The sequence below is a fragment of the Pseudomonas bharatica genome (assembly GCF_048586865.1).
GTDB lineage: Bacteria > Pseudomonadota > Gammaproteobacteria > Pseudomonadales > Pseudomonadaceae > Aquipseudomonas > Aquipseudomonas bharatica.
Genome location: NZ_JBMAWR010000004.1, coordinates 114,354 through 136,049, shown reverse-complemented (window position 1 = coordinate 136,049; position 21,696 = coordinate 114,354). Strand labels below are relative to the sequence as shown.

The window sequence follows — 21,696 nt, the reverse complement described above, 5'->3', positions numbered from 1 at the left end:
GCTACTCCTCGGGGACCAGGTCCGGATGGTATGCCAGGTAGTCCAGGCCCACGGTATCGGTTGCAGTGGTAGCCACGATCCCTTGCGCGACCGACAGAATCCGGCCATCGGGTAGCTGGAGCACACGGGAGGTGTAGCGGGTATCGCGGTAGCGCAGGGCCGGGCCGGGCTTGGGCGGCGGCGCAGGAAGCTCTTTAGTAGCCATGAATCCTCCAGGCATGAAAAAGCCCGCACTGGGCGGGCTGGGTGTGACAGATCAGTTTCTTGATCGAGCCACTGCTCAAAATTTTTAAAGCGGTCTTTACTGTATAGCCTTTATGAGTTCCTGAGCGTTTTTCATAGACTCCATGGAAGATGCTGGATCCATAATCGTTTTGAAGCTCGTATTCCGAATAGCCAACTTCAATTGAGACTCTTTTGCCATTTCTGCCAGAAGTTTTCCACAAGCCTCATCCAACACGCTCTTTTGAAGGTTGTATCTGGATTTCAATTCCGACGACTGAAGCTGCTGCATACAAACCATCAAATTATCCTCCTTAGCCCCGGTATCAGCGACAAGCGTCGCGAGTCGTTCAACGGCGCCAACCACTGCTTCCACGCTTTGAGGATCTAATGCGGAATTGTTCTGTTGTTTAGAGGACGTTGTGCCTGATGCCTTGGCCAAAGAACCCCGGTAGTTTTTTAGAGCAAGCTCCAAGGCATCAATATTTTTTGCCATTTCCTTGGCATCATCAGTGGTCTTATCTTGAATCGCCTTATATTTTTCTTTCAGTGAATTCAATTCATCTGACTTGCTCTTCAGGGTCGAGGCATCGGCCTCAGCAGTGGTTGTGATATTTACTTCCGGCGTTTTAAGAACCCCGGTCAGCTGTTCAATCGCCATCATCAGAACAGTGTTTCTTTGGTTCCTTGCAATCAAAGCTTGATAACCAAAAGCAGTCAGACCATGGTTGGCATATGCCTGGCAAATGGAATACAACTGGTCGCGCAATATCTGAATTGTGTGAGTTCTTAGACCTATATTCGACCCACTTTCCGAATACGCTGCTGCGATATTAACTCCCGCCCTTGTTTCTCCACTCGCGCTGGCAGCCAAGAGAGTGAGCGCGTCCGGACTCGCCTCCGGACAAATAACTTTAAACTCGTCTACTACGTCACCAACAATCTGCCTCTTCGTGGTTAAAGTAACTACTCGCTCATCTGCCTCTAGAGTTTTAGTCGAGCATCCAGAGATTGATACAGCCAGGGCAATGGCGGTCAGCGCCGCCAGGGGTTTTGACAACATGAGCTGACTCCTGTTGCTGACCCTTTCGACCGGGCATGCCCCTCCTGACAAGCCCGTGAAGGGTGATGGCATACAGCCTTCACAAGAAAAGCCCACAAAATTAAAGCGCGCAAAACAAAAGGTCCGTTCGCAAACCTAGTGCTTGTGATTCGATGTGTTGCCCGAGGTGTCTATAATCCGGCCCCCACCGTGGATGTCGCCGCTCACCTGTAGGGCGCCGTTGACCATTACGGTTCCGTTGAGTGTGATGGTCGACGCGGTGGCGGTGATCGACGCATCCGTGACAACTGCGGAACTGCCACCCACCACTACGGTAGCTGTGCCGGTAGGTAGGCTGATCGTGTAGGCCTTGGCCTGCCAGTCATAGATCAACGAACCGCCGTCCTCGAAACGCCACACTTCAACATGGTCACGATTATCCGGCTGGGCACCGGCGTTGCCGTAGAGGCCCGGCACGAACGTCCCTTGGGCGGGCTCGCCGCTGGGACTGATTAAGGCGCCCTGCTCGTTCAAGCTCGGCGACCGCCAGTGACGCGCCTTACCTGCCGCCTGGCTGTGCCAACGCACCCAGGCACTGGTCCAGCCGGCCCCATCCGAGACCCTCACCATGGCGGCCTGTAGATCCACCGCGACTACCCTGCATGGGATGATCAAGCCCGCGATCATCCGGTCGTGAGCTGCACTGGCCTGGCTCATGAAATCGACTCCGGGGCAATGTACTGTCCTTCCTGGCCGGCACCGGTATCAGGCACGAAGCCCAGCCGCAGACTGCCCGGCGGCTGGTTCGGCCAAGGCCATTCTTCCTCGCCGAGGTAGAGGGTCTGGGTCCATTCAACTATCCACACCGCGTAGCCATCCAGCTCGGGGCGGGTGAAGTCTTGGGATGCTTGCAGGAACTCTGCGGCACCGACTTCCTGCCCCCAGGTCTGGATGCGCAGCAGCACCGCCAGCCGCGAGGCAATGAAGGCCGCCTGCCGATAGCAGTCTTCCTGTTCGGCGCCAACGATAGCCCGGGCCTCGAACCGAGCAACCACCGCGGTTTCACCTGTGCCCTGGTCCTGACCCGACTCCAGGTCGACCAGTTCCAGCAACACCATGGGTACCGGCAGGGTAGTCATGTGCGCGGGCATGAAGCAGACCGCTTCAAGCCCGGGTATGGCCTCGCGTATATGGTCCTCGATCGCCAGATACAGGCCGTCGAGGCTGAAGGTTTGATCAGACACGTCAGGCTCCTTTCAGCAGTTTCTGGATCTCGTAGTTGAGTTCCTGTTCGAGGATCTCCACCAACCGCTGGTTGGCACGCCGCGCCCAGTTGTCGAAGTGAGGACGGACACCTTCGAGCGAGAGCTTGGCCTTGGCGAGGGGGAAACGGCTATCGTTGCCGTTCTCGTAGAGCCAGCCATTGCCGCCCCCGCCAAAAGTGCTTTCCGGGTAGTCACTGGCCTTGAAGTGCTTGCTGGCCGTGCGGATCCAGATGTCTGGCTTGTCGCCATAGACCTTCTTGTAGAACGCCCCCTCGTAGCGGCGCCCGGCAACCGAAACCCCGGACCGGGTCTGCCGTGCCCGCCCGGCGCGACTGGCCTCGATCGCGTTGATACCGAACCAGAGCTTGCCCTGACCGTTGCTGTTGACCGGATACGAACGCAGACGTTGGCGAACGGCAGCCTGGGCGATCCGCTCCTGCTGGCCGATCGCTCTGGCAATGTGTGTGCGCAGCCAGCGCAACGTCTTGTTGATCGCGCGCCGGTGGGCAGCAGCGAAGGCTTTGGGCGTCAGGTTGCCGAAGCGGGTGAAACGCTGCCTGTCCGAGGCGGACAGCTGCAGCGTGAGCATTCCGTGCTCAGCCTTGTTTTCGAAGTAGCTGCCGATGCTCATGCGATCCTCCTCAGCACAAGGGTTACCAGCCCGTCCCCGCCCGGCTCTGGGCGGACGACGACGTAGGTTCCACCACCATCCTGTTCGGGCAATTCGATACGCACCTGCTGCCGCTCGGTCACGCCCTGCGCGTCACCGACCCGGATCACCAGGTGCGGCTCTCGTAGGGCGGTCACGATCTTTCCGAGTTTCGGCTGGAGCCACGGTACGCGGAGCATGCCCAGCACCTCCCGGCCCTCGATAAAGGCGGTATCACCCAGGACGTCGAACACCGTGTCGTCGAGGTCCTCGACCAACTCGCGGAAGCTCATGGTCAAAGCGTCAGGCGAACGACCGCACGCGGCCGGGTGCAGATGTGCAGCGGGTTGGACTGGGCCTCGCCGGAGACGCCTTTGGCAAATGGCATCAGCTCCAGCTTGCTGTAGTAGGGCAAGCCTTGGGTGTTGACCGTCTCCATGTAGTCGGCCGGGGCGTAGACCGAGAGGAACATTTCAGGGACGCCCTCCGGCACCAGGCGGGCCTCATCGTCATGTACAAAGGCGATGCCAGCGACCTTGCCACGGTAGCGCTCCCAGATGATGCCGCCGAACTCAAACGCTTCGCGCGCATCACCACGAAGGGCGGCAGCCTGTTGACTTCCTTTGTAGGTATCCACGACCGACTTGTGCGCAATCAGCTTCTTCCAGAAGTTCTTGCCACAGAAAGCTCGGGAAGAACTCATGGTGACCTCGCCCAGGGCGTCCTCCTGCATATCGAGCGCTTCCACGCACTGCACCTGTACGTTCGTCTCGGGATTGTTAAGCCCCATGGAAAGGCTCTGCCGCTCTACGCCGAAGCGATCATAGATATCCAGCAGTACGGTGCTGCCGTCGGCATCCATGACCTTGCCGCTGATCGCCCCCATACGATGAAACTCATGGGTAGCGTCCAGTTGCCGACGAGCTTTTTCCAGGCGCCGATTGACCACGTCCTGAACCGCTTGCAATTCGGTCTGGGTACCGAAGGCGCGGATACCTTGGATCTCGTCCGCCTTGATAGCGAAACGTTGCGGCAGGTGCACAGTGTTGAACGGCAGCAGGATGCGCTTGCTACCACCGACCACCAGGCCAGAGGTTCCGCGCTCACCTGCCGGGACGAGGGCCAGCTTGTCGCCGTCCTTCTCGATTTGAACAGTGAGGGTTGTCACGCCCTCCTCCTCGAACAGGCCCAGGCTGGCAATCCGCCCTGGAACGTACTCTTGTTCGTTGATGGCTGCGGTCAGTGCGGCGACGCCAAAGGCGTCGTCCTGGAAGATGCCGATTTCGGCCATAAGTCATGCTCCAGAAACAGCAAACCCCGCGATATGCGGGGTTCGGGGTACGGTTGATGGGGTTATCGAACGATGATGAAGCGGGTTGCCAGGGTCTTTTCAGCGTCGGGATCCAGCCCGGTGAGGCAGGCTTCGCTGACCTCGGCGAGCCGCACGACTGCCCGGCCACGACGGACAACATCCGACTCCCCGAGGGAGGCAAAGAGAATGCAGGTCGCGTTCTCGCTGCCGTCCTCCGCGGAGGGATCGTAGGGGGCGAACTCACCAGTAGCGCTGACCAGGCCAAGTACCTGGCCGGCCACCAAGGCCGCCCCGGGCGCGACGCTAATGGCCTCCCGGGAAATCGTGCCTGGTCCTTCGGACAGGAGGAATTCACCTGCATGGATGGGTTCACGCTGGATAGTGCTCATGGTCATGCTCCTTTACGGGCGGACTGCCGGCGCGCCGCCCAGATGGTGGTGGGGTTGGGCAACTGGGCCTTTATCGACTCAGGCGCGTCATCAGCAGGCGGCAGGCTGTTGTCTATCTCGAAGCCCTTGCCCGAACCGATCAGCTTGTCGAACAGCCTCGCTCGAACTGCGCCGGGGTCCAGACCCGCCGTGACGAACTCCACGGCCAGCTCCGGCAAGCGGGCCGCGACACACAGGTCACGGACAGCCCGGGCACGGTTGAGCGCCGCCTGAACAGTCGCCTCGTCGGTGAGCTTGGTGGATGCGATCAAGGGTTCGACCAGGTTGGCAATCCCGGCCTGGGCGCAACCTTGCGTGATCATCAGTGCTAGCGCCGTGGCGTTCACGCCACCGGGGTCAGCTGGAGGATCCGCCGCAGGGTCGGCCGGATCAGGGCCGGGCTGGGGGGCGTCGTCCGGGGCTTCGTTGAGCAAGTCGAGCAAGGCCTTGGGCGTCTGCCGATACCGCCTCATGGCAGTGCCCTGCCCCAGGCAGGCCTTGACCTCGACGCCGTTACCGACCTCATCCGCCAGGCCCAGCGCCAGCGCCTCTTGTGCAGTGAGCCAGGTTTCGGCGTCGACCATGCGCCGCAGCTCGGCATCGTCAATGTCGGGCGATTTCGCCTTGTACGCAGCGATGATCGCTTCCAGCGCCTGATCGAGGACGTCCGCAACCCGGCGCAGGTCCTCGGCATCGCCCGAAGTCCAGGTGACCGGATTGTGGATCATCATCATGGCATTGGACGCCATCACCACTCTATGAGCGCCACAGGCGGCAACACTCCCAGCACTTGCGGCGAGTGCATCGATCCGCGCGGTACAACGCTCACCCAGCCGATCCAGCGCGTTGTGGATCGCCAGGCCATCGAACAGATCACCACCGATGGTGTTGAACCCTACTACGACGGGAGACTTCCCATCGTCGATCGCCTTCAGGTCCCTGATGAAGTCGTTGGCTGTGATACCCCAGCCGCCGATCTCGCCGTAGATGTACACCTCGATCCCAGCCTGTTCAGCTGCGGCCTCGGCCTTGATCTGGTACCAGTGTTGGGCCTCAACCTTGGAGTCGGTCTTGGCCTTGTTGAAAATGCGAAACGGCATCAGCGGTTTCATGGTTTCTCCTTCTCGTCGGGATCCTCATCGATGGCCGACAAGGTGGTGTAATTGAGCCCCAGCGCCTTCGCCCGGTTGGCTGCTGCAGCGTTCTCGCGGTCAACGATTTCGGAGTCGGTGCCAGAGCGCAGACACATCTCATCCCGGGAGGCGAAACCGGCATTGACTTCGAGCATGCGGGACTGGACGTCCTGGACCGGGTGGATATAGGCCCAGCCCTGTGGCACCCAGCGTGTCCGCAGGTACTGGCGGCGGCGTTGCGCGTAATCCGGCAGATCCAGCGCTCCGGACAGCACCGCCATATCCATCCAGGCCGCACGAACCGGGCGGCAAAGCTGGTGGACATAGACGGCGAATTGCAGTTGCTCAAGCCGGCGCCGGAACTCGTTGAGGGTGATCCGGATCGCTCGGTCGTTGACGTCACGCATGTCCCCGGTCAGCAGCTCATACGGCACCTCGGCACCGGCTGCAGCAGCCATGAGTTGCTGCCGCATGAAGTCCGGATAGTTGTTGCCGCCGTCTGGAGGATCGGAGAACTCCACTTCCTCGCCAGGGAGCAGCTCCTGCATCGTGCCCGGCTCTAGGGCGACCATCGGCGTGAAACCGTCGCCGCCGACCTTGATAGGCGCCCCAGTGACAGGATCCAGCATTGGCGGGCCCGTTTCGGCCGGCTTGCGGATGAAGCCGGCGAAGAGGTTCGCTACCTCCTGCCGGAACAGCACCGCGTCGTCGTAGTTGTCCAGGCTGCGCAGGCGCTTCAGCACCGGCGCCAGCCGAGGTACGCCGCGCAGTTGACCAGGCTCCACGGGCTCGAAGATGTGCAGCATCTGGCTGGCCGGGATGCGGACCAGCATGTTGTAACCCGCGTTCAATGCCGCCAGGTCGCTGGGGTGGGAGCGGTAGCACCAGTAGGCCACCCGCTGCCCCATCGGGTTGAACTCGATTCCCGCCCGAATGACGTTGCCGTTCTTGGTGACCTCGAACTTGTCGTGGGGCACGAACTCCGGCGCGAGGCACTGCAACTGGAGGGGGACTGCAAGGCCATCCTCCTGCCGCCTGGGTCGCAGGCGGATGAAGCATTCGCCGGACTGCTCGACCGTCCTTGCCACTAGCGACTGCTGGCCGTAGAAGTCGGTGAGCTGGTCTGCATCGGATTCGTCACACCAGTCTTCCCAGAGGTCCTGGAACACGCCACGCAACTCGGCGTCCTCCAACCGAGGCTGTGGTGTGATCCCCGTGCCGATCAAATTGCTGACCCGACGAGTGATCGCATTCGCAGCGTAGGGATCGTTGCGAACCGCTGCTCGCGAACGGGATCGCAGGTTGCGCAGCGCAGGCATGATCAGGCTATTCGCGCCTGTGTCCGGCGCGTCCCAGCTGGACGAACGACGACCATCAGCGGCGCCTTCATAGCTGGCCTTGATGCGCTCGGGGACCAAGAACCCCGCCCGGGACAGTGTCGGGTAACGGGCACTCACAGCCCCTTCCCTCCGTGGCAGAGACGAACCACGCGCGAGCGCTTCCCCGTGGCCTGGGCAAGCTCGGTTCGGATCACATCCCGAGCCCGGATCAGTTCGTCAACGGAGCGGTATTCAACCGTCCGGTCTTCATAGCGCACGATTTTTTCGCCGCGCGCGATCGAGCGCTCGACCGCGTCGAGGTGCTTTTGGGTATAGGCCATTATCGTCTCTTGCAGCATCGCGCTGCGTGCGTGATAGAGTCAGGTGAAAAGCTGATTTCGGGAGGTAATTTCCTTCCGGAAACTACCTCCCGCTAAGACATGCGCGAGCGCTTCTGCTAACTGATCAGATGGGATTTCCGGCAACCGCAGCGCCCAGTAGGTTCGGGCACGGACCCAGTCCATCCGGCCGGTGAGCTGATCGGCTACGACTTGACGAAGCTCAGCTTGGAGCTCAGCGGCTGACTTAACTTGTTCAACACTAACCCCGGAGTTTTTTGACATGGCTGTCACCAACATTGAGATGTTCGACGATATAACTGGGAAGGTTTTCGCAACGCTCTATCAGAGCTTTCCCATACCGAAGTATTTGGGGGTTGCGGAATTTGTTGAGACCCCAATGGGATACTCGGAACGTCTAGGGATGGACGTGCCTACGCGTGAAGCAGAGTTCTTTACAGCAACAGCGCAATGGCTGATTAACGCCGGTTACATCACTGGCGAACCCTACCCATCCATGTATGTCAGCAACGCTCTTCTTACAGCGAAAGGACTCGAAGTCCTGAAGGCTATCCCTGACAGCCTTAGTACCAAGGCGTCCATCGGTGAATTGCTCGCGAATACGGCCCAGGAAGAAGGGAAAGAAATTTTCCGAGGGCTCGTTGGTCAAGCACTGGGACTTGGGGCTCGACTCATAAGTCCGATGGTAGGACTGAGCTCCTAGCTCAGCGTCTCTTCAAATATCCACTGCTAGAAGCTCGGCGCTGCATTGGCGACTGGGAGGAGCGAGCGGCCGGCGGTGACGCGGGCCGAGCTGGGGGCGAAGTTGTGGGGGCAGGTGGCACGGTTTCAGCCACTGGGCTCCGCACCGGGTCGGGTTTCTCCACCTGCGGGGCATCGAACAAACTAACCTGCGCCAGGGCCTGCCGAAGCCGATCCCAGTCGTGCTCGCCATACCGGTGCAGTCCGAGATAGTTAGCCATGGCAAGGTTGTACACCAGCAGGTCGAGCGCTTCGTTGCGCTCAGCCTTGCCCTTGACCCACTCGATCCGCTTATAGCCTTTCACATAGCGGGCGACCTTGCGCTCAGCCACACACTGCTGGAAAAACTCTTCCGGCAAGTCGTTGGCGAAGTGCAGTGCTCCCGGACCCGCCTCGAAGCTGTAGCGGTTGTAGATCCAATCCTTGGCAGTATCGGTCCCGACCATCCACAACTCGGCGCCGTTGCGCTCGGTCTGCCCGTTCCAGGTCACGTCCACCAGCGAGGGGCGCTGGGCGATCACTGGCTTGCCCGGTTTGCTTGCCCCCTTCAATGCAAATATGTTGCGCCAGCGCCGGAGCCTAGTGAATTGGTAGACCTCGTGGGTGTGGTGACCGCCGGAGTCGATGCCGGTGGCGAGGATCGCCATGCTTACGCCGCATGGGTGGCGGTAGCGTTTTTTCAAGCGCTCATCGAGAACAGTCCAGGTCAGGTCTTCAGCGGGGTCGCCGAGGATCACCTGGTGATCAATTACCCAGCGCTCCATACCAACACCCCAGCCATTGACCATTAGCTCAAGGCGGTTGTCCTGAACGTCCACCGAGGCAGTCAACGCAAGGACACCTGCCGGCATCGAGCCGAGCGTGTAGCTTTCCTTACGTGCCCGCTCCATCAGGACTTCGTGATTAGTCTGCTCGACAGCACTGTCCCAGACTTTGGCCAGGCGGGTGTTGTAGAAAACCTGCATTGGCTCCAGATCACCACGATCTTGTGCGGTTTTGGCTTTCTCATACTGCTTCGCCAGGTCCGCCCAGGACGTCCAGCCCAATGGCGCATACAGGCTGTTAAGGTGGAAGCCCACGGTTTCGCCGTCGCCCTTCGCCAGGGCCCGCCACTCGCCTTTCGCCAGCATGTCGCCCTTATGGTGCTCCTCGATCAGGACATCACACTCCGGGCCTGCGCATTTGTAGTGGGCGACCGTAAAGTCATTCGAATACAGAAGACGCTCCCACTCCAGCACCTGCATGTGTCCGCAGGTCGGGCACGGCACGAAGTAGTGGCGCTGGTCGCTTTGCTCGAACAGGTCGGCGATACGCGACGCGCCTTTGATGGTCGGCGAACTGGAGAAGTAGAACTTGGCGTTGCGACCGAAAGTACTACCCCGGGTTTCAGCCAAGTCGATCGGGTCACCCTCCTGGTCGACGTCCACATCCCAGCGATCAATCTCGTCACCGTAGACGAATCGCGCGGCGAGTTCGGCAAGGTTGGTGGCCGAGCCGGCTGTGGTGGCGTACAGCGTGCCGCCCTCGAACTCCTTCGTGTCCACCGTGTTGCGCGAATCGCGGGACCGGCTTGCCGCAACCCGACTTTTCAACACCGGCGTCACTGCGATGGTCTTGCCGATCCGAGCCGACACACGCTTGGCCAATCCCAGGCTGGGCAACAGTGTCAGGATGTTAGAGGGAGACATGTGAATAAGCGCCCCGATCCAGTTCAGGGCAATCTGGGTCTTCATCAACTGCGAGGCGACCATAGTCACCACTCGCTTGCACGGGTGGGCTGGCGACAAGCAGCGCATGGGTTCCCGGGCATAAGGCGTCCGGGCCGTACGGTATTTGCCAGGCTCGGCTGCACCAGTATCACGCGGGATACGCATGTATTCGTCAGCCCACTGGTCCACCCAGAGTTCAGGATCAGGCTGGAGCCCGCGCAAATACGCTTCATGGTGAACGCACGCACCATCTGCGTAAGGAAATTGCATAGTCTCAGTTCGATGAGTAAATCGCGTTTTGGAAGTCCGAAGCGGTCATTGAAGCAACATCGTCCAAGACTCGCCTCAAGGCTCCCGCCAAGTGCTTCTCGATCTGCCAGGGATCGGAGAGCGCAGACAACTCTGGTGCGAGCTGCGCGGGCAATGACAGGATCTGATCACGAAGCATGCGACCGGCAGCGAAAGCTGCCGCATCCACAACTTCGACAGAAACCAACTCACCGTTCTTTTCGCGAACGGTGGTTTCAGCTAGCGCAGCTTGCGCTTGAGCCAGCCGGGCACGGGCATGCTGGTAGCCAGGTACGACGGGCAGCATCGATGGAGGTGCAGTCTCCGGTGGTGCTGGTTGGGCCTCCCGCTGTGCGCCAGATGTTTTTGGTGAGCGCTTGGCGGGATCTGCCGTCATCGCCAAATATTGCTCACTTGCATCAACGTCAACTAGTCCTGCCTCAGTGATGACGAGCCGGGCCTGGGAAACCAGTTTGCCGACGTATTGCCGCGACCAGCCTTTGCTTTTTGCATACTCCGAGCGACTGAGAAAAGTCATGTAAACCTCTGTCAACCGAGTGATGTAAACCTGTCAACCACTGTCAACCAAACTGGCAAACCCAGCCGCTAACAAAGCCCCGCGGGTTCCCCGTCCCGTACCCCGGCGGAATCGCCAGGGTCCCCGGCCCGCCTGGGCTCCGGCCAGATTTCACTGGCCTTGCCCGCCGCTCGGCGGGGGGACTTCGCAGACCCCAATCCGCTTCGCGGCCCAGCGTTCGTAGAGGGCAATTACCACGTCGGCACCTGCAACCGCAGCGATGCAACCGAACGCCGCCGCTGCCCAGATCGTCATGCCCGCCGAATACAGCAGCATGATCGTCGCCATCCCGGTGATGATGCAGGCACCGGACCGCAAAGCGATGCGCCGCACCAAGGCCCAACCATGCACCCCCGCCTTGTCTGCCCGCCATGCCTCGCCGGACACCCCGCCAACCAGGGCGAGCAAGATCACTGCCCAGATTGGCATCTCTATTAACGCTTGTTGTTCGGTGGTCATACGGTCCTCGCAGGTTTGAAAGCAAGGTGCCAGAAATAGAAAACCCCGCCGGCTGGCAGGGTTCTCTGGGCTTAAGGCTCAATGCTTGGGGAAGCGCGTGATGCGCAGTTGTCATATCGTGGCGACTTTTTACCCCCGACCGGAAAAACCGAAAAGGGCTAATTTTAGGTTCGTCACTTCGGCGCTACTTCGGCGCATCCTCGACGCAGGTTCGGCGCATACCTACCCGACGAACGGTAGTCATGCGAACTCGCCCGCTGCGAGCCGCAAGGATGGCGAGCACTTGAAGGTGCAACGCCTTGACCCAGTTCCGGTAGGTTCGGTCCGCATCTTCTGCTAGCCCGACCTGGCGCATCTGCTCGCGCACGGATGCGCCATGGAGGTAGCGGAATCTCGCTAGCTTCGCGAGCACAGCACCGCGAGCGTCACGCCGGTCAAGCTCGGCAACGGCCGCATCCACCTCTGCCGCCGAGTGATCCAGCCCGGCACCGGCAACCAGGATGCGAGAACCTGAGGCTCCGCCACGTGGAGCCGCGCCCTTCCATTCCATGATCGTGCCCATCTGGCTACCGAGGCTGGAACCCAACCCAAGCCGCGAACACTGCTCGCCCCAATGCTGCATCAGCTCACCAACCAGGCGCAGACGCTTATCCGGATCCAGCAGATCAGCCATTTCGACACGGTGCGATGCCAGTCGGATCGAAAGCAGCAGCTGCATTCCTTGCTCTTTGCTCATTTCGACGTCCCCCAATGCTGAACCCAACACAGATTTATCCAACCCAACACAAACCCTACACAGGTCAAACCCAACAAAATCAGAGCCTTCAAGGCGTCTGTGTAAGGTGTGTAAGGTTGGTAAGGTTTTTGAGGCCTCGCGTAAGGAAAAAGCGGAGCCATGGTGTCCTGACTCGTGCGCAATTTTTTCGTATGCGCGCGTGCGTGCGCGTAAACCTTACACACCTTACACAGTTGTCCCGCACCCCTTATAATCCGTGGCCTAGCGCTGTGTAAGGTTTGCAAATCAACCCCACACACAGCCAACACACCCAACACACTTGCCGGCGTACTCACGCTGCAGCCCCCTTGACGTGGTCCCAGCCATCGACATTCCAACCCGAGAGTCTTGCCTTGCGCCGCCAGGCGTCGACATGCGCCCCCAGCTCGGCACTCTTGCAGGATGGTGGCAGGAAGGCTTGGTCATCCTTCGGGAAGAACCAGGCACTGAATCGCCGGTTGTTACCCTCGGTCCAAGGGATCGCCCGTGTCTTTTCCACACCCACCGTCTCAATGAACAGGCTGAACTTCGTCTGGCTCATCGAGTGCTCCTTGAACCGCTGGCACCACTCCAGAAATAGCGAGTACAAGTCGGAAGACAGGCATGCCCCCCACAGGCCGTCACCCAACTGGCTGGTGCGCCACAAGTGAACGAAGGTCTGCCAACTCGCCCTGCTAAGCGCAACCAGTCGCTCACGGGCAGGCGTACTCGGCGGCTTGGTCTGCGGGTCGAAATCGCCCAGATCCTGCGCCAAAAGCCAGCCGTACAGCGCCTCGACTCCGCCGTTGAGCAATTCCTGCTTGATGGCGAGCTGGCGGTCAGGCGGCAGCTTTTCCTCGGGCCACATCACCAGGAAGCGCCGGTCCGCCTCGCCAATCGGCCAAGGCATGATCTCGTTCGAGAGAAACACAGCGTTCATATGGCTGGCCTCTTCCCAGCCATTCACGAACTTGCTCTCGATCCGAACCGTCTGGCCGGTGATCAGTTGCTTGATCTTGCCGACCTGGTTGTAACGCTGATCTCGGCTGACCACCTCTTCGAACACTGCCCAGAGCTTTCCGCTCTGCCAGGCGTTGAAGTTGCCTTCCAGTTGCGTCTGGCCGACGGTAGCGGAATAGACACCGTAGAGCTTTCCCATGACCACGGAGAACAACAGGCTCTTGCCCGAGCCCTCCATGGTCGAATGCATAAGAACGGCAGTGTCCATCTTGGCCCCTGAATGCTGGAGTGGATATGCCAACCAGCACGTCAACCAATGCTCCGAATCCTTGTCACCGTTGCACAGGAAGTTGATCAGCCAGCGGAGGTTCTCGCAGGCCGCGTCGTCCCGCTTCGGCTCCAGGGGCAGCCCCTCGAAGGTATTGATGTAAACCTGCGGGTCATGCTTCATGCAGGGGTCGAAGACGATGTGGTTCATATCCACCACGCGGCGATCCGGATTATTCAGCCAGAGGCTGTAGGCATCACCGAGGGCCATCTTTACCGCGCCTTCGGCAACCCTCCGCTTCTTCGCGTAATCCCACACATCCTTGGTTCCATCGATGTACACATACCGCGTCATCATCGGCATGGAGAAGTCGCCCAGGGCCTTGCCGGCAAGCGCCTGGGTCCGCTCGTTGTCTTTGACCCATTCTTCGCTGACCCGCTTCTTGCGCGAGGGATCGGTGACAGCCTCCCACTCCTTGAACGCCTCCTTGCCGATATGAGCAACGAACCCGGCCTTCTTGATCTTCTTGGCCGAGTCGATATCCCACACATGGGTCGTTCCTTCGATCAGCGCGTAACGGCGAAGCAACGCCTTTAGATTGAAGCCGCTCCCGTCCCCGCCCCCCCGTTCATCCGAGGAGCCGGCCTCAGCCGAGGGCTCGATTGCATCTTCACCCGGCGCTTCCGACTGTTCGGTGGGAGTGGGTGGAAGCTCACCGATTGGCGGCGGCTCTGGTGGCCTCGGCATCGAGTGCTTGTGCTCGATCCCGAGCAGACGTGCAGCGGCTTTGATCGCTGCGGTATGGTCGCCATTGTGCTCAAGGATGCAGAACACATCGAAGGCGTCATTCTTGTGTCCGTTGGCGAGAGGGTCGGAGCCGTGATGCGAGTACAACTTGCCCTCGGTGATCGTGACGCCGGGATCGCCGCTACTGCTCTGTGGACACAGCCATTTGTCCCCGACGCGCTTGTAGCCGTGGGCCTCGATCATAGTTGCGATGTCGTGTGCCCTATTGAATTCCGGGATGACCTCGGGGAGATCTCGCTTGCCAGACTGTCCGCTCGCACGCGGTTTCGGAGGGGTGCGGGGCGCTACCGCGACCGGCTTCGGTCGCCAGGGGCAAGCTGCTTCCGCCCTGGGCTTGAATTGGTCCCACTCCTGCCAGATCGACAGCAGTTCACCAGGCAACTCAGCCAGCCCAGTCGCATCGGGCGGCCGACGCCAGAAATAAGGTTTTCCGGTTTGAGGATGAATGGAGGGAGGCAGCACGTCTTGCACCAGGCCCCCGCGCAGCTCGAACACGGTGACTTTCTTGAAGGGCTCAGCGGATTTGATCAGGGCCTGTTCCGACACCTTATCGCCGGCATCCCGCGCGGCCTTCACTTGCGCCATGATGCCCCTGAAGATCGATCCATCCGGATCCACCCTGCTCGGCCAGACCAGCGCGTGCCGGCTCAGCTCGATACCTTCCGGAACACGGAACAACAAGCGGAACCGCGCAGGATTCCCAACGACCGTGGGGAATGCCTCGGCAAGCTCGTCCAGCTCCAGGCCGAGAGTCGCCCGTAGAGCGATCCGCGACATATCTACATCATCGACGTCAAGGGAACAGACGCGGCTTGGCCCCAACACGACGCCGAGGTTGTGATTCGGGTGCTCTCGCCAGAAAGACTCAGCCTTGTCGGCGTCCGTGAAATAGCCACCCGGCTTGTTCCAGGCGTCACCCTTGGGCGCCTTGTCACCTGGCGCGATAGGCACCAGGGCAAAGTTGAAGGTCTCGATGTAACGCCGCGCCCAATCAGCTGTTGCAGGAGTTGGGCGCTCGGTCATCTCCGCCGCTCCCGCAGGTCCTGACAGTCCAAACAGGCCTCGCAGCCAGGAGCCGCCACCTGCCGGGCCAGAGGAATGGGGTCACCGCAGTCTTCGCAGAACTGAGCACTGGGTTTCACTGGCCTCATCGTCACACGCTGCAGGACCAGCTCCAGATGGAATTCGGTTCGTTCATTAGCGATGTCGACCAGGTCAGCCATGAGCGCTGTCCTCCATCGCCTGCCGCGCGCCTGCCATGATCGATAGCACTTGCCGGATAACGTCCATTCCGCGCTGCTCTAGCAACTGGACCTCATGCAACTCCCACAAGTTGTCCGCCGCCCCATCGTGCATGGTGCTGACGAACTCCCCGGCCTCGTCCAGCAGTTTGCCGACGGCCTTCAAGGCTTCGTTCGTGGCAGGTACAGGCTCGGGGCGATACCAGACGGCTCCGGCAGGCCGGACCAGGGCGTCGAGCAGGCGGGGATCGGCCGTCAGCCGGATGACCTCTTCCAGTTCATCGGGATTCAGCCAGCGGCGTTCTTCGTCGAGGTTGAGCTTTTTCTGGAGCGTGTCCTGTTCAAGGACCATTTCGAAGGCCAGGCGGGTGAATCCCCCCTGATAGTCACGCCCGGCGCGATAGAGCGCCTGGCGCAAGGTCAACACCGGGCCAGCGCCCGGCAAAAGGTCTGTGCGACTCATAACCGTAAAATCCTTGTTTACGGTGTAGCCAGAGGAGCGGGCACGCCCTATCCTACGACTACGACCGTGGTACATGTGCTGTGCGCGTTCGTAGCCGGCTGGGGAGGTGAGAGTCCCCAGTCCGGCACCCTTCAAGCGGCCATCTGCTTTCGTCTGCTTCCGACACGCCGCAATTCATAGCCTTCCGCTTTGCCGCTGCCGTCAATGACGACTCGTACATCGCGTCCGCTGAGTAGCATCTGTGAGATCGCACCTTGGGTGACGCCCAGTTGTTCCGCGACCTCCACCTGACTTTTGCCCGTCACGTATTCCCGCAACGGAGTTCCAAACTGAATAGACATTGTTGACTCCCATCAGTGAACCGCCGTCAGATATTAGTTCGACTCATAAATATACGCAAGAAAAAACCACTATCGCTGTTTGAGGCATATCAGCAACCCTTATAGCATCGTGTCATGAAGACCAAACCCCCCTACATCGCAGAAGAAGCCGCCCGCCTCCAGGCAGCTTACAAAGCCCGCAAATCCGAAGACCGCTCCCTGAACCAAGAAAAGGTCGCCGAGGCGTGCGGGTGGGCTGGTCAGAGTGCCGTCAGCCAGTACATGACCGGTAAAATTGCCCTCAACCTTCCCGCCCTATTGAGCCTAAGCCGCGTCTTGCGCGTGCCTCCCGAAGCCATCAGTCCCCGGTTAGCAGAGACCCTCGACACGACTGCTAACAGTTCAATGTTAAGTGCAGCCCTTGGAAAGGGTTTACATGTGAACGCCACGGAGATAGGACCGGCGGGGAGGCTGTTGCCTGTGATCGGATACGTACAAGTGGACGCCTTTAGCGAGGCGAACGGAGATTTCTCAGCGGAAGAGGTGAAGGAATGGGTTGAAGCAGGCGGGTCGGCTGGACCAGGTGCGTTCGTTGTCCGGGTCGAGGGCAAGAGTATGGAACCCGCATTTGCGCCCGGGGACAAGGTTGTCATCGACCCCAGTCTGGAATGGAAATCCGGCGACTATGTTCTGGCTAAGTCAGCATCCGACACTGCCGCGACGCTGCGCCAGATCAGCTTGGAGGGCGGTGCAACCTATCTTCACGCAGCGAATCCAGCATGGCCGGACCAGGTCATCAAGATCGATGCGACCTGGCGTATCTATGGACGCGCCCGACGAAAAATCGTAGATCTGTGAAGGAAGCCCGCCATTGAGCGGGCTTTTTTGTGAACCACCACCAAAAATGAGTGAATAACAGCAAAGCTATTGACAGAATAAAACACTAATACTAATTTTCCTGTCGTACCTCCTCTCACCGAGTACGATCAATGGAAAATGCACAGCACATCCCGACCTGCAAGATCCTCTTGCATCCCACTGCCTGCACCCGGGCGGCGATCATTTCAATCCAGCGCCGCACCGGGCTGCTGGTGATTACCTCTCACCGCGGCTTCGCCCAAGCTGTCCCCGCAACCAAGGGGGCCGCATGAGCGCATATCAGGTACCTCTCGGCAGCGTCATGCTGCTCCAGCAAGTGCTGGAAAAAGGCGGCACCACTACCTGCCCCGTCCGGAGGCAGCAAGACTGGGACATCGCGACCATCGATGCCGAGGTCAACCAGGACACGGCCAGCGTTAGGGTCGAATTCAAGTCCCTGGCACGCAGGCTTAGGCTCCAACGAGGCGACTCGGCCAATCACCTGCACCTGCGGGACTTTATCCAGGACCTCGCCAACGACCGCTCCGACGCCGTCGCCAAGGCTCTGGCCCTGATGGACGCCCACGAGCACCTCAGCGCCTCGCTGCCGGATGGGCACGTCGCCTACATCACTCCAACGCCATGGCCGGCCACACCCTTCGCTGCGGCTATCACCAACAACATCGGGGAGATGTGCGCCGTTGCCAGCGGAGCGGACAAGGACGACCTCGTCGCCAAGGTCCGCGCCAAGCTCGGCCTGGCCGTGGAGGGGAATGGGGAGCAGGCATGACCAGCACGCTCGAACAGCTGCGTCAGCAGTGGCCCACGCTCTGTCCGGCGGTGACTTCGGTCAGGGAGCACTACTTCCCGCACATCCAGACGGACCGGCGCTTCCTGGAGCTTGTCCGTAAAGGCCGGATCAAGTTGAAGCTGACCAAACTGGACACCTCTGTGAGGGCCAAGCACGTGGTGTACCTGTCGGACCTTGCGGCGTTCCTCGACGCCCAGGCCAACAAAGAGGCATAGCAACAAGGCGACCCCGGCCTTCAGGGGTATCAGTCCGCTACCGGCTCTCTCACCTATCCCGGTAGCGGCATTCCATTCGGAGCACAGCACATGCAAGCACAGCACTTCACGCTGGCCGCCGGGATCGCACTGATCCTTGGCCTGGTCGTAGCCAACTACCTGTTCGCCCGCACCCGCGTCCGCGCTTACGAACACGGTCGCGCCGACGGCCTGAAAGAACGGGACGCCATGGCGTGGAAGAAACTGCAGGCGCTCGACCTGACCCTGGCCGACCGGGCGGTTGCCCGCGAGCAGGAACAGCGGCAGTACCTGCAGTCGAAGGCAGCGATGCAGGCGACCATCGATGAACTGGAGGCCCGGGTCAGGGCATACACCGGGCTGGCTGTAACCCCGCAGGACCACCAGTTGCTGACGAAAGCCGCTGAAACCCTTGATATCGCTCACCGGACGTTCAGCGCGATCAAGGGCACTGAAGCCTGGCAAAGCCGGGCGGGCAGTGAGGCTGCCGGGTTGCGGAAGCTGGCGGAGCTGATGCACGCCGAGATCCGCGAGAAAGCTGCGATCACCCCTGCCAAATCGGAGGTGCTGGCATGACAATCTCCAGCGCTCTTCCAAAAAGCGTCCTGGTCCACGGTCCCCAAGGTTGCGGAAAGACCCACAACGCTAACGCGATCGCGTCTGCTCTGGGACTCAAGCATGTCCGTGATGACTGGCAACCCGGCAATCCAGTCCCGCTTCTGGACACCTTGGTGCTGACCAATGCTCCCTCCCCTGGCTGGCATTTCAAAGGTCGCGTGATGACCTACGACCAGGCCATGCAGATTGCCCAGCAACAAGGAGCTGCTGTATGACCCTCCGAAAGCACGTACTCAAGCACTTTCACATGTGCTGCGGCCTGGGCGGCGGCGCCAAAGGCTTCAACCGCGCCAAACCAGTGGTGGGCAATCTCCAGGCCGAGTGGCAGTGTCTCGGAGGCGTCGACGTCGACCCGGCCGGGCTGGCGGACTTCGAACGCCTGAGCGGCGTGAAGGGCACGCTGCTGGATCTGTTCACTCGCGATCAGTACACCCGGTTCCACGGGCAAGAGCCGCCGCCCGGGTGGCAGGAAGCAACGCCAGAGGACATTCGTCGCGCAGCTCGCGGCCAGCGCCCGGATGCCGTGTTCATCAGCAGCCCGTGCAAGGGTGCGAGCGGCCTGCTGTCCGAGAAGATGAGTCAGACACCGAAATACCAGGCCCTAAACGAACTGACGCTGCGCTGCATCTGGCTATTTGGCGAAGCCTGGGCGGACGATCCCGTCCCACTGCTGGTTTTCGAGAACGTCCCGCGACTGGCGACACGCGGCCGGCATCTGCTGGACCAGATCAACAGCCTGCTCGGGAGCTTCGGCTACGCCGTGGCCGAAACCACCCATGATTGCGGCGTGATCGGCGGGCTGGCACAGAGCCGCAAGCGCTTCCTCCTGGTCGCTCGCCACGTCGAGAAAGTCCCCGCCTTCCTGTACGAGCCTGAGCACAAGACTCTGCGCGCAGTCGGGGACATCCTCGGCCGCATGCCCCTGGCCGGCGACGTCGCGGCCGCCGGGCCGATGCATCGGGTCCCAGCGCTTCAGTGGAAGACATGGGTACGGCTCGCCTTGGTGGAAGCCGGGAAGGACTGGCGCAGCTTGAACGACCTGGCAATTGAGGACGGGTATCTCCGGGATTTGATCATCGTGCCGGAGTATCGCGCAGGCTACATGGGTGTTCACGGCTGGAACGAAAGCATGGGTACCGTGGCCGGACGCTTGAGCCCCACAAACGGCGCATTCTCGGTCGCGGACCCTCGGGCCCAGGCCGGGGCACTTCAATATCAGCAATATGGTGTGCGCCGCTGGAAGGACACCAGCGGGGCGATCATCGGGGTGAAGAGCCCAGGGCAAGGAACCTTCAGCGTCGCGGACCCACGACAGCAGCGCCAAGGTTTCGGCAAGTACCTGGTGACTCCTTTCGACCGATCTGCTGGCACCGTCATTGCCGGCAGCACCACCGGCCAGGGCGCGTTTGCGGTCCAGGACCCGCGCTACCACAACTGGCACCCCAACGCCTCGAACCGGAAGCTGAACGTGGTCGGCATGCACCAAACCGCCGGCACGGTCACCGGCGCCCAGCAGGTTGCCAGCGGGGCCTTATCGATCGCAGACCCCCGGCCCGGCCTCAAGCGGCTTAAAGGGGATGCCTGGGCTGCTGGGGGACACTACGGCGTCGTGCCATGGAACGAACCGGCCGGGGCTATCTCGGCGAGCGCGATGCACGACAACGGGCGCTTCAGCGTCGCGGACCCACGGATGCCAGCGGCCAACGACCGCCTGACGTGCGTCATTAAGGCGCTCGACGGCACTTGGCACCGCCCTTTCACCACTCTCGAAATGGCTGCGATTCAGAGCCTGGTCGAGCCCGAGGAGCAACTGGAGCTGGACGGACTTTCGGACCAAGCTTGGCGCGAGCGCATCGGCAACGCAGTCCCGCCCTACGCAGCAGAAGCCATTGGTCATGTCATGGGCACCACCTTGCTGTTGGTCGCCCAGGGCGAAACCTTCGTGCTCAGCAGCGTGCCGATCTGGGTACGTCCCGTAGCGGTTGGCCTGAGCGTGGCTCAACGGGAGGTCGCATGAACAGAACAATGTCCAGACCAACCGAGCAGATTGACCCGCGTGACCTCTTCATCACGAGCAACCCATCGGGAGACGCCGCAGTCTTCCTGGAGAAGGATCGGTCAGGGTTCGTCGACCCCCGTACCCACAGCGACTACCTGATCTTCCTGGCCGGCTACGAAGCCGCCGCAGAGATCAACCAGACAAATGAAAATCCGGGCCACCGCGACCAGGTAAACACCGAGGGCTGCAAGCCCGAGATCAGCCTCCGACCTGACAGCAGCACCGCCGCCGGGTCGGTTGCGCACGGCCTAGACAAAGCGGAGGGCGAGCAGCCCGACCTCAACTCCCTACGCCTTCAGGTGGCAGAACGCGGATCCCTGCTTGAGCACTGGCTCCAGCTCGCCAACGTCTGCGACGACAACCTAGCCGATCTGATGAAGGAGACCAGGGCATTGCTCGACCAGCAGCGACCAACCTGGGAACGAGCCGCGAAGGACATCCTGGCCGAGCGACGCAGACAGTTGTGGAAAGGCTATAGCGCCGCTCATGACGACCTCTACAGCCCCGGGGAGCTATCCAGCTACGCAGCGGCATTTGCGCTGATCGCAGGAGGTGCTGCGCCTGGCTGGGTGTATCAAGCGGGCATCAGTAGCTGGCAGGTAAAAACGAGCGATCCCCGGACCATGCTGGTCACCTCGGGCGCGCTGATCCTTGCCGAATTGGAGCGCATCGATCGGGAAGCAGAGAAAGCCGCTACCGAGGCCGAGCTGCTCCGCCTTCGTCAGATGACACTGGACGTGACCAATGACTGAGCTGACAGCCGATACCTACCAGTCAGACTTTGTGCCTGAGAAAAAGATG

Annotated in this window: 28 protein-coding genes; 9 read left to right on the top strand and 19 right to left on the bottom strand. The window is 60.8% G+C overall.

Features of this window, described 5'->3' with window-relative positions; translation table 11 throughout:
* Position 1: 1 nt before the first annotated feature.
* The 11 genes from ACKLLE_RS07225 to ACKLLE_RS07175 form a co-directional block, all read right to left on the bottom strand.
* A complete protein-coding gene (locus tag ACKLLE_RS07225; RefSeq protein ID WP_420057433.1) occupies positions 2-205 on the bottom strand; it encodes a hypothetical protein in 204 nt (67 codons plus the stop codon).
* Between the two features lie 96 nt (positions 206-301).
* Positions 302-1,285, bottom strand: a complete 984-nt coding sequence (locus ACKLLE_RS07220; RefSeq protein ID WP_420057432.1) for a hypothetical protein — start codon at positions 1,283-1,285, stop codon at positions 302-304.
* Between the two features lie 135 nt (positions 1,286-1,420).
* Positions 1,421-1,981 carry a phage baseplate assembly protein V gene (locus ACKLLE_RS07215; RefSeq protein WP_420057431.1) on the bottom strand — a complete coding sequence of 187 codons (561 nt, stop codon included), beginning with the start codon at positions 1,979-1,981 and terminating at the stop codon, positions 1,421-1,423.
* Positions 1,978-2,508 carry a hypothetical protein gene (locus tag ACKLLE_RS07210; RefSeq protein WP_420057430.1) on the bottom strand — a complete coding sequence of 177 codons (531 nt, stop codon included), beginning with the start codon at positions 2,506-2,508 and terminating at the stop codon, positions 1,978-1,980. Before ACKLLE_RS07210 ends, ACKLLE_RS07215 begins: the two co-directional genes overlap by 4 nt.
* A 1-nt stretch (position 2,509) precedes the next feature.
* Positions 2,510-3,160 carry a hypothetical protein gene (locus ACKLLE_RS07205; RefSeq protein ID WP_420057429.1) on the bottom strand — a complete coding sequence of 217 codons (651 nt, stop codon included), beginning with the start codon at positions 3,158-3,160 and terminating at the stop codon, positions 2,510-2,512.
* Complete coding sequence (locus ACKLLE_RS07200) at positions 3,157-3,471, bottom strand: head-tail joining protein (RefSeq protein WP_064302358.1); 315 nt, start codon at positions 3,469-3,471, stop codon at positions 3,157-3,159. The genes ACKLLE_RS07205 and ACKLLE_RS07200 overlap by 4 nt, the downstream gene beginning before the upstream one ends.
* 2 nt (positions 3,472-3,473) lie before the next feature.
* Positions 3,474-4,469: a major capsid protein gene (locus tag ACKLLE_RS07195; protein ID WP_420057427.1), complete on the bottom strand. Its 996-nt coding sequence runs from the start codon at positions 4,467-4,469 to the stop codon at positions 3,474-3,476.
* Positions 4,470-4,531: 62 nt separating this feature from the next.
* Complete coding sequence (locus ACKLLE_RS07190; RefSeq protein WP_420057425.1) at positions 4,532-4,879, bottom strand: head decoration protein; 348 nt, start codon at positions 4,877-4,879, stop codon at positions 4,532-4,534.
* A gap of 2 nt (positions 4,880-4,881) precedes the next feature.
* Positions 4,882-6,030 (bottom strand): head maturation protease, ClpP-related, encoded by a 1,149-nt coding sequence (locus ACKLLE_RS07185; RefSeq protein ID WP_420057424.1) that lies wholly within the window; start codon positions 6,028-6,030, stop codon positions 4,882-4,884.
* Positions 6,027-7,508 (bottom strand): phage portal protein, encoded by a 1,482-nt coding sequence (locus ACKLLE_RS07180; protein WP_420057423.1) that lies wholly within the window; start codon positions 7,506-7,508, stop codon positions 6,027-6,029. The genes ACKLLE_RS07185 and ACKLLE_RS07180 overlap by 4 nt, the downstream gene beginning before the upstream one ends.
* Positions 7,505-7,711, bottom strand: a complete 207-nt coding sequence (locus ACKLLE_RS07175) for a phage head-tail joining protein (protein WP_420057422.1) — start codon at positions 7,709-7,711, stop codon at positions 7,505-7,507. Before ACKLLE_RS07175 ends, ACKLLE_RS07180 begins: the two co-directional genes overlap by 4 nt.
* 280 nt (positions 7,712-7,991) lie before the next feature.
* On the opposite strand from ACKLLE_RS07175, the gene ACKLLE_RS07170 reads away from it, so the two are divergent.
* The gene (locus tag ACKLLE_RS07170; protein ID WP_420057421.1) at positions 7,992-8,432 is read left to right on the top strand and encodes a hypothetical protein; all 441 of its coding nucleotides are present in this window, start codon (positions 7,992-7,994) and stop codon (positions 8,430-8,432) included.
* A gap of 1 nt (position 8,433) precedes the next feature.
* On the opposite strand, the gene ACKLLE_RS07165 is transcribed toward ACKLLE_RS07170, so the two are convergent.
* From ACKLLE_RS07165 to ACKLLE_RS07130, 8 genes are all read right to left on the bottom strand, one after another.
* Positions 8,434-10,449 carry a phage terminase large subunit family protein gene (locus ACKLLE_RS07165; RefSeq protein WP_420057420.1) on the bottom strand — a complete coding sequence of 672 codons (2,016 nt, stop codon included), beginning with the start codon at positions 10,447-10,449 and terminating at the stop codon, positions 8,434-8,436.
* Between the two features lie 4 nt (positions 10,450-10,453).
* Complete coding sequence (locus ACKLLE_RS07160; RefSeq protein WP_420057419.1) at positions 10,454-11,005, bottom strand: hypothetical protein; 552 nt, start codon at positions 11,003-11,005, stop codon at positions 10,454-10,456.
* 150 nt (positions 11,006-11,155) lie between these two features.
* The gene (locus ACKLLE_RS07155; protein ID WP_420057417.1) at positions 11,156-11,503 is read right to left on the bottom strand and encodes a phage holin family protein; all 348 of its coding nucleotides are present in this window, start codon (positions 11,501-11,503) and stop codon (positions 11,156-11,158) included.
* Positions 11,504-11,687: 184 nt separating this feature from the next.
* Positions 11,688-12,176 (bottom strand): hypothetical protein, encoded by a 489-nt coding sequence (locus tag ACKLLE_RS07150; RefSeq protein ID WP_420057538.1) that lies wholly within the window; start codon positions 12,174-12,176, stop codon positions 11,688-11,690.
* Between the two features lie 394 nt (positions 12,177-12,570).
* Entirely contained in the window at positions 12,571-15,315 is a 2,745-nt protein-coding gene (locus ACKLLE_RS07145) for a bifunctional DNA primase/polymerase (RefSeq protein WP_420057416.1), read from the bottom strand.
* Complete coding sequence (locus ACKLLE_RS07140; RefSeq protein ID WP_064303286.1) at positions 15,312-15,515, bottom strand: TraR/DksA C4-type zinc finger protein; 204 nt, start codon at positions 15,513-15,515, stop codon at positions 15,312-15,314. Before ACKLLE_RS07140 ends, ACKLLE_RS07145 begins: the two co-directional genes overlap by 4 nt.
* Entirely contained in the window at positions 15,508-15,996 is a 489-nt protein-coding gene (locus ACKLLE_RS07135; protein WP_064303287.1) for a phage regulatory CII family protein, read from the bottom strand. Before ACKLLE_RS07135 ends, ACKLLE_RS07140 begins: the two co-directional genes overlap by 8 nt.
* Positions 15,997-16,127: 131 nt before the next feature.
* A complete protein-coding gene (locus ACKLLE_RS07130; protein ID WP_420057414.1) occupies positions 16,128-16,337 on the bottom strand; it encodes a Cro/CI family transcriptional regulator in 210 nt (69 codons plus the stop codon).
* A gap of 114 nt (positions 16,338-16,451) precedes the next feature.
* On the opposite strand from ACKLLE_RS07130, the gene ACKLLE_RS07125 reads away from it, so the two are divergent.
* The 8 genes from ACKLLE_RS07125 (at position 16,452) to ACKLLE_RS07090 (ending at position 21,647) form a co-directional block, all read left to right on the top strand.
* Positions 16,452-17,174 (top strand): helix-turn-helix domain-containing protein, encoded by a 723-nt coding sequence (locus ACKLLE_RS07125; RefSeq protein WP_420057412.1) that lies wholly within the window; start codon positions 16,452-16,454, stop codon positions 17,172-17,174.
* 131 nt (positions 17,175-17,305) lie between these two features.
* A complete protein-coding gene (locus tag ACKLLE_RS07120) occupies positions 17,306-17,467 on the top strand; it encodes a hypothetical protein (protein WP_420057410.1) in 162 nt (53 codons plus the stop codon).
* Positions 17,464-17,964 (top strand): hypothetical protein, encoded by a 501-nt coding sequence (locus tag ACKLLE_RS07115; protein WP_420057408.1) that lies wholly within the window; start codon positions 17,464-17,466, stop codon positions 17,962-17,964. The genes ACKLLE_RS07120 and ACKLLE_RS07115 overlap by 4 nt, the downstream gene beginning before the upstream one ends.
* A complete protein-coding gene (locus ACKLLE_RS07110) occupies positions 17,961-18,200 on the top strand; it encodes a pyocin activator PrtN family protein (RefSeq protein WP_420057406.1) in 240 nt (79 codons plus the stop codon). Before ACKLLE_RS07115 ends, ACKLLE_RS07110 begins: the two co-directional genes overlap by 4 nt.
* A 90-nt stretch (positions 18,201-18,290) precedes the next feature.
* Positions 18,291-18,794 (top strand): hypothetical protein, encoded by a 504-nt coding sequence (locus ACKLLE_RS07105; protein ID WP_420057405.1) that lies wholly within the window; start codon positions 18,291-18,293, stop codon positions 18,792-18,794.
* Positions 18,791-19,051 carry an AAA family ATPase gene (locus ACKLLE_RS07100; RefSeq protein ID WP_420057403.1) on the top strand — a complete coding sequence of 87 codons (261 nt, stop codon included), beginning with the start codon at positions 18,791-18,793 and terminating at the stop codon, positions 19,049-19,051. Before ACKLLE_RS07105 ends, ACKLLE_RS07100 begins: the two co-directional genes overlap by 4 nt.
* Complete coding sequence (locus ACKLLE_RS07095) at positions 19,048-20,853, top strand: DNA cytosine methyltransferase (protein WP_420057401.1); 1,806 nt, start codon at positions 19,048-19,050, stop codon at positions 20,851-20,853. The genes ACKLLE_RS07100 and ACKLLE_RS07095 overlap by 4 nt, the downstream gene beginning before the upstream one ends.
* Positions 20,850-21,647 (top strand): hypothetical protein, encoded by a 798-nt coding sequence (locus ACKLLE_RS07090; RefSeq protein ID WP_420057399.1) that lies wholly within the window; start codon positions 20,850-20,852, stop codon positions 21,645-21,647. The genes ACKLLE_RS07095 and ACKLLE_RS07090 overlap by 4 nt, the downstream gene beginning before the upstream one ends.
* The last annotated feature ends 49 nt before the right edge of the window (positions 21,648-21,696 follow it).